Source organism: uncultured Phyllobacterium sp., assembly GCF_902479695.1.
GTDB lineage: Bacteria > Pseudomonadota > Alphaproteobacteria > Rhizobiales > Rhizobiaceae > Phyllobacterium > Phyllobacterium calauticae.
Genome location: NZ_CABSQF010000079.1, coordinates 1 through 9,357 on the forward strand (window position 1 = coordinate 1; position 9,357 = coordinate 9,357).

Annotated in this window: 10 protein-coding genes and 1 pseudogene; 5 read left to right on the forward strand and 6 right to left on the reverse strand. The window is 62.0% G+C overall.

Translation table 11 applies throughout. From position 1 onward, the window contains the following. Nucleotides 1-134: 134 nt before the first annotated feature. From RDL77_RS24290 to pcaD, 3 genes and pseudogenes are all read right to left on the reverse strand, one after another. Nucleotides 135-464, reverse strand: a pseudogene (locus tag RDL77_RS24290) (protocatechuate 3,4-dioxygenase subunit beta); the annotation flags it as partial. A 12-nt stretch (nt 465-476) separates the two neighbouring features. Next, complete coding sequence (gene pcaC, locus RDL77_RS24295) at nt 477-881, reverse strand: 4-carboxymuconolactone decarboxylase (protein WP_223615898.1); 405 nt, start codon at nt 879-881, stop codon at nt 477-479. Next, the gene (gene pcaD / locus RDL77_RS24300; protein ID WP_288195050.1) at nt 878-1,684 is read right to left on the reverse strand and encodes a 3-oxoadipate enol-lactonase; all 807 of its coding nucleotides are present in this window, start codon (nt 1,682-1,684) and stop codon (nt 878-880) included. The genes pcaC and pcaD overlap by 4 nt, the downstream gene beginning before the upstream one ends. 99 nt (nt 1,685-1,783) lie before the next feature. Between pcaD and pcaQ the strand changes: the two genes are divergently transcribed. Further along, the gene (gene pcaQ / locus RDL77_RS24305; RefSeq protein WP_288195051.1) at nt 1,784-2,731 is read left to right on the forward strand and encodes a pca operon transcription factor PcaQ; all 948 of its coding nucleotides are present in this window, start codon (nt 1,784-1,786) and stop codon (nt 2,729-2,731) included. Here pcaQ and RDL77_RS24310 read toward each other — a convergent pair. After that, nucleotides 2,704-3,477, reverse strand: coding sequence for an APH(3')-II family aminoglycoside O-phosphotransferase (locus tag RDL77_RS24310; protein ID WP_374042791.1), 774 nt, complete (start codon nt 3,475-3,477; stop codon nt 2,704-2,706). The genes pcaQ and RDL77_RS24310 overlap by 28 nt on opposite strands. A 97-nt stretch (nt 3,478-3,574) precedes the next feature. Further along, entirely contained in the window at nt 3,575-4,747 is a 1,173-nt protein-coding gene (gene pobA, locus RDL77_RS24315; RefSeq protein WP_288195054.1) for a 4-hydroxybenzoate 3-monooxygenase, read from the reverse strand. Between the two features lie 112 nt (nt 4,748-4,859). Between pobA and RDL77_RS24320 the strand changes: the two genes are divergently transcribed. Further along, nucleotides 4,860-5,738 carry a helix-turn-helix domain-containing protein gene (locus RDL77_RS24320; protein WP_288195056.1) on the forward strand — a complete coding sequence of 293 codons (879 nt, stop codon included), beginning with the start codon at nt 4,860-4,862 and terminating at the stop codon, nt 5,736-5,738. Nucleotides 5,739-5,750: 12 nt separating this feature from the next. On the opposite strand, the gene RDL77_RS24325 is transcribed toward RDL77_RS24320, so the two are convergent. Further along, on the reverse strand, nt 5,751-6,506 hold the full coding sequence (locus tag RDL77_RS24325; protein ID WP_223615904.1) for an IclR family transcriptional regulator: 756 nt from the start codon (nt 6,504-6,506) through the stop codon (nt 5,751-5,753). Between the two features lie 180 nt (nt 6,507-6,686). Between RDL77_RS24325 and RDL77_RS24330 the strand changes: the two genes are divergently transcribed. The 3 genes from RDL77_RS24330 to RDL77_RS24340 all read left to right on the forward strand — a co-directional run. Then, nucleotides 6,687-7,547 (forward strand): CoA transferase subunit A, encoded by an 861-nt coding sequence (locus tag RDL77_RS24330; protein WP_288195058.1) that lies wholly within the window; start codon nt 6,687-6,689, stop codon nt 7,545-7,547. A gap of 11 nt (nt 7,548-7,558) precedes the next feature. Next, nucleotides 7,559-8,332, forward strand: coding sequence for a CoA-transferase subunit beta (locus tag RDL77_RS24335; RefSeq protein WP_288195059.1), 774 nt, complete (start codon nt 7,559-7,561; stop codon nt 8,330-8,332). Then, on the forward strand, nt 8,332-9,357 hold a 1,026-nt coding region (locus tag RDL77_RS24340; RefSeq protein ID WP_288195061.1), incomplete at its 3' end, for a 3-oxoadipyl-CoA thiolase. The genes RDL77_RS24335 and RDL77_RS24340, both read left to right, overlap by 1 nt.

Consider the following 9,357-nt stretch of genomic DNA (forward strand, 5'->3'; position numbering starts at 1 on the left):
CGCCTGTGGCGAGCGCCCCAGGGTTGACAGCGAGACCCTCGATACTACCCACCCCCACAGGGGGTGACGCCGCCGCACACAGAACCCATAGGCAGACCCCCCGAATAACCCCCCGGGTTTTGCGGGGGGCACCCCCCCCGGGTTCTCCCGGAGAATAGGCGGCGCAGCCCCCCCGCCACACCGAGACCGCGCTCGTCCACCACGCGGCCATGCACGATGATGCGCTGGCCGATGGCGCTTTCACCAGCCCGGGCAAAATTGTGGATCAGGTCCGCATCCAGTTCGCCGAGCAGCGCATGACCGAACACCGGACCGGTGATTTCCGACAGTGTATTGTCGAGCGACAACAGCGCCCGTTGCGGCGAGCGGACGACACTTGTCTTGTAATCCGGCGTATAGGCAGGCGGATGCCATTGCCTGTCGCGCTGGAAGAATGCTCCGGTTTCCGGTTTTCTATTGGACACAGTTGCCTCCCGTCACGCGGCCTGTCCGGCCTCGAGTTCCTTATAGACCTGCTTTGCCAGCTTGATGGCATGGTTTGCCGCCGGAACACCCGCATAAATTGCAACATGCAGCAGGGCTTCGCAGATATCGTCCTGTGTCGCACCCGTATTGGCCGTTGCGCGGATATGCATGGTCAATTCGTCATCCTGGCCGAGCGCGGCCAAAAGCGCGATGGTGACAATCGAGCGTTCGCGCTTGCTCCAGCCGGGCCGCGACCAGACATGCCCCCACGCCGCCTCGGTGATCAGTTCCTGGAACGGCTGATCGAAATCGGTCTTGGTGGTTTCCACCCGGTTGACATGCTCTTCGCCCAGCACGACGCGGCGCGTGGCCATGCCCTGCAGATAACGACGCGATGGGGCAGCCGTATCCGTCATGATTTCCCTCCAAGCTTGAATTCATCGACAAAGGCCCTGATCACGGCGACCAGCGTTTCCGGCTGTTCGACACAGGGAATATGGCCGGCATCCCGGATCACCTCATAGCGCGCACCCGGGATGAGCTTTGCCAGTTCGAGCACCAGATCCGGCGGGGTCGAACCGTCCTGATCGCCGACGACGCAGATGGCAGGCACCGCGATGCGCTTTGCCGCTTCGGTGAAATCCGCATCGCGCAGCGCCGCGCAGGTACCGCCATAGCCATCGGCAGGCTGGCGGATGAGCATGTTGCGGTAGCCGGTCAGATCATTGGCCCGCTCCCGGTGGAAGGCCGGGGTGAACCAGCGCTGCAGGATCGTGTCGGCAATGGATGCGATGCCATTCCGGTTCACCGCGTCGATGCGCGCATTCCAGAATTCGGCTGTGCCGATCCTGTGCGCGGTATCGCACAGGACCAGAGCCTGCACGAGTTCGGGCCGCGTGGCATAAAGGCCCTGCGCCACGAGCCCGCCAACGGACAGACCGCAGATAACGGCATCCTTGACCGAGAGGTAGTCGAGCAAACCCGCGAGATCACCGACATGATCATCGATGCTGTAAGGAGGCGCTCCCAGATCGGAAAGGCCATGGCCGCGCATGTCATAGGCAACGATGGCAAACTCTCCGACCAGACGCACAATCACGTCACGCCAGATGCGAAAATCCGTACCAAGGGAGTTGGCGAAAACCAGCACGGGCTTGCCTGCGGGCGCGCTGATCAACTGATAATGCAGCGTAACGCCATTGATGTGAGCAAATTGCACCGAAGTCCTCCCGGTCAGTTATGTCGATAATGGATTATGCATTTGGTTCAGTAAAATGATATCTTGCCGCATTCGCTTAACCCAGGGGTTATGAAATATATGATCGACGGCCGTATCAAGTTCCGCCACCTGCAGACTTTTCTCGAAGTTGCCCGCCAGAAAAGCGTGATGAAGGCGGCGGCGATCCTTCATATCAGCCAACCGGCCGTAACCAAAACCATTCGTGAAATGGAGGAGGTGCTCGGGGTTGCCATGTTCGAGCGCGACGGGCGCGGCATCCGCATCACCCGGTTCGGCGAGGTTTTCCTGCGCTATGCCGGAGCGGCGATCACCGCGCTGCGGCAGGGCATCGATTCCGTCAGCAACGAGCAGTCGGGCGAGGGGGTTCCCGTCCGGGTGGGCGCCTTGCCGACGGTTTCCACCCGCATCATGCCGCAGGCCATCAGCCTGTTCCTGCAGGAGAAGACACAGAGCCGGCTGAAAATCGTCACCGGCGAAAATGCCGTGCTGCTCGAACAATTGCGGCTCGGCGATCTTGACCTCGTGGTCGGACGGCTGGCGGCGCCGGAAAAAATGACCGGCTTTTCCTTCGAACATCTCTATTCCGAACAGGTGGTGTTTGCCGTCAGTGCCCGGCATCCGCTGCTCAATGCCAGCGAGGACATTTTCAACCGCCTTGCCGAATTCCCCGTGCTGATGCCGACGCGGGCATCCATCATCCGGCCCTTCGTCGACCGGTTTCTCATCGCCAATGGCGTGGCCAAGCTGCCGCATCAGATCGAGACAGTTTCCGATGCTTTTGGCCGGGCTTTCGTCCGCTCCCATCAGGCGGTGTGGATCATTTCGGCAGGGGTGGTTGCCGGGGACGTCGCCGACGGGGCGCTTGCGCTGCTGCCCATCGACACAACCGAGACCAAGGGACCGGTTGGCTTGACAACCCGCGCGGACGTTACCCCGTCATTGCCGCTGATGATCCTGATGCAGACCATCCGCGAGGCGGCAGGAGAGATGAAACCGGATCAGAAAAACTCGTCGAGCAGCCGGTAATAAGCCAGCTTTGCCGGATCGGCCTGCATCGGGCCGTAGCAATCCAGAAAAAGCTCCACCCTTTCGTCGCCGAAATTATCCGCAATGCTGCGGCACGCCAGCGCAATATCCTGGTAGCGATCGGCAAGACCAAGCCGGCCGCAGTCGATATAGCCGGTGAAGATGCCATTCCCGGCCATGAAATTCGGCAGGCAGGCATCGCCGTGGGTCACGACGACATCCGCTGTCTCGGGCCTTTTCGCCACAAGCCGGCCGAAAAGTTCGGATGCCGTCTTTCCCAGCATATCGTCGTCGAAATCCGTCTCGTCCACCAGCCCGGCCTGCATGCGGGCCCACGCAGCTTCAATGCGCCCGTCAAGCCGGTGATCGAATGGACAGGTCGCGGGATCAAGCGCATGCAACTGGCGCAGCGCCCCGGCAAAAATCCGGATACGCGTTGCGATGGACAATGAATCGGCCGAGGCAAGATCTTCACCGGGAACCCCGCTCAGCAACAGCCAGAAGCGGCCGGCATGGGCGCCCTCGAAGAAAACATCGGGGCAGGGCATATCGCGGGAGGACAGCCAGCAAAGCCGCGCCGCCTCATCGGGCAACTCACCGTAAGGGCTAACGGCTTCGACCTTGATGAAGAGCCGGGGCAAGCGTTCGCCTTGCAGCATGAAAACCTGCGCATCGGAACAGCCGAGCGCATCGCGGCTCCAGCTGTAGCCCGCGACGAGAGCCTGCAGTTGCGGCGGCACAAGCATAGCGTCCGGCGGGTTTGTTGTCGCGGTCATGGGAATTTCCGGTTTCAGGCGTGTTCTTCAGGCACGCATATGCGGGCGGTGGAACCGAAGCAATAACCTAAAATGGCAGTCCCACATAGTTCTCGGCAAGCGCGGTCGATGCCGCCCGGGAGTGGGTGAGATAATCGAGTTCGGCCTCCTGTATTTTCTGGCCGAATGCGCCGGTATCGGGAAAGCGATGCATCAGCATCGTCATCGACCAGGAAAACCGCACCGCCTTCCACACGCGCAAAAGTGCACGGCGCGAATAGTCGTCGAGGGCCGCCGTGCTCTTATCGGCATAATAGTCGCGCAGACCTTCGAAGAGATAATGCACGTCGCTGGCTGCCAGATTGAGACCCTTTGCCCCCGTCGGCGGCACGATGTGGGCGGCATCGCCAGCCAGGAACAAACGGCCGAAGCGCATGGGTTCGGCCACGAACGAGCGAAGCGGCGCGATGGACTTTTCAAATGACGGGCCTGTTGTGACAGCAGCCGCATCCTCTTCCGGCAGCCGGCGCCGCAACTCGTCCCAGAACCGGTCGTCGGACCAGTCCTCCACCCTGTCGTCCAGCGGGCACTGCACGTAATAGCGGCTGCGCGTCAGGGAGCGCATCGAGCACAGTGCAAAGCCGCGTGGATGGTTGGCATAAATCAGCTCATGTGCCGCCGGAGGCACCTCCGCCAGAACACCGAGCCAGCCAAAGGGGTAGGTGCGTTCGAACGTCCGGATCGCCTCCACCGGCACGGACCGGCGGCTGACCCCATGAAATCCGTCGCACCCGACAATGAAGTCGCAATCGATGCGGTTGGGTCTACCGTCCTTTTCGAAGGTGACGAACGGCTTTTCCCCGTCGAAATCATGGATGGCAACGTTCTGCGCCCCGTAAAATGCCGGTGCACCGCCCGCCTCGCGCTGCTGCATCAGATCACGGGTCATCTCGGTCTGGCCGTACACCGTCACCCGCTTGCCGCCCGTCAGATCGAACAGATCGATGCGATGATTGCGCCCGTCGAACGCCAGCGAAAAGCCGTCATGCGGCAGGCCTTCCGCATGCAGACGGGCGCTGGCGCCCGCCTCGTCGAGCAGCCGCACCGTGCCTTCTTCCAGCACTCCGGCGCGCACGCGCCCCAGAATATGGTCCTTGCCCGACCGGTCGAGGATGATGTTGTCGATACCGGCCCGGGTCAGAAGCTGACCGAGCAGAAGCCCGGCAGGTCCAGACCCGATGATAGCCACGTGCGTGCGCATGATGCCTCCCAGCATGAAATAATTGCGCAAGGCTAGCGGCAGGACGCATCTGAACAATGGACTTCTCAGGCAAAAAACAGGACAATCTGAACATTGGGGACGGGAGGAACCGATGAGCGGCGCAGTACCAACCTATGATCTCTATGGCGAAAACCATCCGAAACGGCCGGATTTCTGGCTGCATTGGGAGACAATCGCCTCCAGAAGCCAATTGCACAATTGGGAGATCAAAACCCATCGCCACGCGGCATTCTTTCAGATTTTGTACTTTCGCGGCGGAACCGGCGATGCGGTTTTCGGCGCGCACAGCCATCCCATACAACCACCGGTCATGATCACCGTGCCGCCGCAATGCGAGCATGGCTTCCGGTTTTCCCGGGATATGGATGGCATGGTCATCACCATGCTGGCCGCGCGCTTCGGGTCTTCCGGCCGCACCATCTGCGACGCCGGCATGCCGCCGCGATTGATTTCGCTCATACCCGATCACGCCGATGCAGCGTTTCTGACGCACAGTCTCGAGCGCCTGTGCGCTGAGCTCGCATCGGGCGGCGCCTTTCACGACGATCTGGTGGAATCCTATCTCAAATCCATCGTTCTTCTGGCAGCGCGCATGACCGCCCCGGAACTGCCGCCCGGCGGTGAAAGCTCCAGTACGGAGGAGCGCCTGAAACTGCTGAATATCATGGTCAACCGGCATTTCCGCGAACATCGCCCGGCGGAGTTCTATGCCGGACACCTCGGCTTGTCGGCAACCCATCTCAACCGCATCGTCAAGGCGGCGACGGGGCAGAGCACCAATGGCCTGCTGGCACGCCGCCTTGCCGATCAGGCGAAGCGCGATCTGGTGTTCACCTCTGCCAGTATCAAGCAGATTGCCTATGATCTCGGCTTTGCTGATCCGGCTTATTTCACCCGGTTTTTCACCAGGGAGACCGGCACGACACCCCGGCAGTACCGCACCGAGCAAAGCGCCAGAATGGCTGTCTGAACCGATGGCCTGTCATACCAGCACCGCGGCGATAGTATCGCGGGTCGATTGCATGGCGGGCAGATAGCGCTCGATCATTTCCGCGATCGTCACGCGCGGTGCCTGCGCCCCGACATTGATGGCGGCGATGGTCATGCCGCGCGTGTTGCGCACGGGAACCGCGATGGAGCACAGCCCGATCTCCAGTTCCTGGTCGATCACCGCATAGCCCTGCGCCCTGACGGTGCGCACTTCATCCATCAGGTCCGGCAGCGCGGTCTTCGTGCGCGGCGTGTTCGCCGGGCGGTTGCTGCCTGCAAGGATGCGCAGTGCGTCGTCATCGCTCATCGCCGCGAGCAGGACCCGGCCCATGGAGGAACAATAGGCGGGAAGGCGGCTGCCGGGATTGAGATTGATCGACATGACACGCTTGTGCGAGGCACGCGCGATGTAGACGATCTCATTGCCGTCGAGCACCGAAGCCGAGGCGCTTTCGCCGGTTTTTTCCGACAGCTGGTCGAGAAAGGGCTGCATCAGCCGGGGCAGGGGTGTCGATGACAGGTAGGAATGGCCAAGACGCAGGATGCGCGGCGTCAGCGTGAAGAATTTTCCGTCATAATCCGCATAGCCAAGCTGTGTGAGCGTCAGCAGGCAGCGGCGGGCCGTGGCGCGCTCCAGCCCGGTCATCCGCGCAATATCCGTGATCGACAGGCGCGTATTGACCGCGTCGAAGGCCTCGATGACGGCAAGCCCCTTGGCAAAACCGCTGATGAAATCCGTTTCACGCATCCACACCTGCCTTATCCGCTGCATTTCCGCACAATTTGTGCGATATACGAACAAATGTCAAATAACGCACAAAATCATTGACGGGCGGAACGCGACGGGACTACGCCATGGGGACAAATGGAGGTTTGCACCAGATGCCGGCCATCGCCGTGCCTCGGGAACAGCGACAGGGAGAGAGACGTGGCAAAAATCTGCACGCTTGCCGAAGCCATAGGGGACAATGTCAGGGATGGCGATACACTCGCCATGGAAGGGTTCACCCACCTCATTCCCTATGCCGCTGGGCATGAGATCATCCGGCAGGGCCGCAAGGAGCTCTTCCTTGTGCGCATGACGCCCGACCTCGTCTATGACCAGCTGATCGGCGTCGGCGCAGCGCGCGGCATGAAGTTCTCCTGGGGCGGCAATCCCGGCGTGGGCTCGCTGCATCGCTTCCGCGACGCGGTGGAAAACCAGTGGCCGCGACCGCTTGAGATCGAGGAACATTCGCACGCGGCCATGGCCAATGCCTATGAGGCGGGGGCGGCCAATCTGCCGTTCGCCGTTCTGCGCGGCTATATCGGCGCTGACCTTGCCAAGGTCAATCCGAACATCCGGTCGGTCACCTGTCCCTTCACCGGCGAGGTGCTCGCCGCCGTTCCCTCCATCCGTCCTGACGTGTCGATCATCCATGCCCAGCGCGCCGACCGGCAGGGCAATGTGCTGATCGAGGGCATTTCCGGCGTGCAGAAGGAGGCGGTGCTGGCCGCCAGCCGTTCCATCGTGACGGTGGAGGAAATCGTCGACGAGTTGAATCCGCCATCGCCCAATGCTGTGGTCCTGCCCCGATGGGCCATCAATGCCGTCGTGCATGTGCCGGGCGGCGCGTTCCCCTCCTATGCGCATGGTTACTATCCGCGCTCCAATGCCTTCTACATCGCCTGGGACAAGATCGCCCGCGACCGCGACAGCTTTACGGCGTGGATCAGGGAGAACGTCCTTGCCGGCAAGCCGGAAGATTTTGCCCGCCACGCCGTCCGGCGTGCGGCGAATGCAGCGTGAGGAGCAAGACCATGACCCAGGATTTCACCCCCACGGAAATGATGACCATTGCCGCCGCCCGTGCGCTGACCAATGATGATGTCTGCTTTGTCGGGATCGGCGCACCCTCCGCCGCCTGCAACGTGGCGCGGCTGACCCATGCGCCTGACATCACACTGATCTACGAAAGCGGCACCATCGGCACCAAGCCGGATGTGCTCCCGCTTTCCATCGGCGACGGCGAACTCTGCGACACCGCCCTGTTCACCGTGTCGGTGCCGGAAATGTTCCGCTACTGGCTGCAGGGCGGGCGCATCACCACCGGATTTCTCGGCGGCGCACAGATCGACCGCTTTGCCAATCTCAACACGACGGTGGTCGGCCCTTATGATGCACCGAAAGTGCGGCTGCCCGGCGGCGGCGGCGCACCCGAGATATCAAGCAATTGCGGCCAGATTTTCATCACCATGGCGCTGACCAATCGCGGTTTTGTCGACCGTCTCGATTTCATCACCTCGATGGGGCATGGCGAGGGCGGCGATCATCGCGCACGCCTCGGCATGAAAACCAAAGGGCCGACCCGGGTCATCACGGACCTGTGCATTTTCGAGCCTGATCCGGTCACCAAAGAGCTGACCGTGGTGTCGATCCACAGGGGTGTGACACGCGGACAGATCGAAGAGAATTGCGGCTGGCCCGTCCGGTTTGCTAAGGAGATCGTGGAAACGCCAGTCCCCACTGCAACCGAACTTTCCGTGCTGCGCGATATCAATGCCCGCACGAAACGCGCTCACGAGGCCGCCTGATGTCTGAAGCCTATATCTGCGACTATATCCGCACGCCCATCGGCCGCTTCGGCGGCGCCTTAGCCTCCGTCCGCACGGACGATCTGGGCGCCATTCCGCTGAAAGCCCTGATGCAGCGCAATCCCTCCGTCGACTGGGAAGCCATCGGTGAAGTCATCTATGGTTGCGCCAATCAGGCGGGCGAGGACAACCGCAATGTGGCACGCATGTCCCTGCTTCTGGCAGGCCTGCCGGTGGCGGTGCCGGGCACGACGATGAACCGCCTGTGCGGTTCGGGGATGGATGCGGTGATCACGGCGGCCCGCGCCATCAAGGCCGGGGAAATCGAGATTGCCATTGCCGGCGGCGTCGAATCCATGTCGCGCGCGCCCTTCGTTCTACCGAAAGCCGAAGGTGCGTTTTCGCGCCACGCGGAAATTCACGACACCACCATCGGCTGGCGCTTCGTCAACCCGCTGATGCAGCAGCAATACGGCATCGATTCCATGCCGGAGACCGGCGAGAATGTCGCCGAGGAGTTTCATGTCTCGCGCGCCGATCAGGATGCTTTCGCTGTGCGCTCCCAGCAAAGGGCAGGGGCGGCCGTGGACAATGGCCGGCTTGCCAGGGAAATCACGCCCGTCATCATTCCCCAGCGCAAGGGCGACCCGGTGATCGTCGACCGCGACGAGCATCCGCGCCCGCAGACAACGCTCGAGCAACTGGCCAAACTGCCGACGCCCTTCAGGAAGGGCGGATCGGTGACAGCGGGCAATGCTTCGGGTGTCAATGACGGTGCAGCGGCGCTGATCATCGCATCGGAAGCGGCAGCGCGGAAATACGGGCTGACCCCCATCGCCCGCATCATCGGCGGTGCGACCGCCGGTGTTCCACCGCGCATCATGGGGATCGGCCCTGTCGCCGCCACTGAGAAACTCTGCGCGCGGCTTGGCCTGACACCGCAGGATTTCGGCGTGATCGAGCTCAACGAAGCCTTCGCTGCGCAGGCGCTGGCGGGGATCCGCGAGAGCCAGAAGCAGCATGAG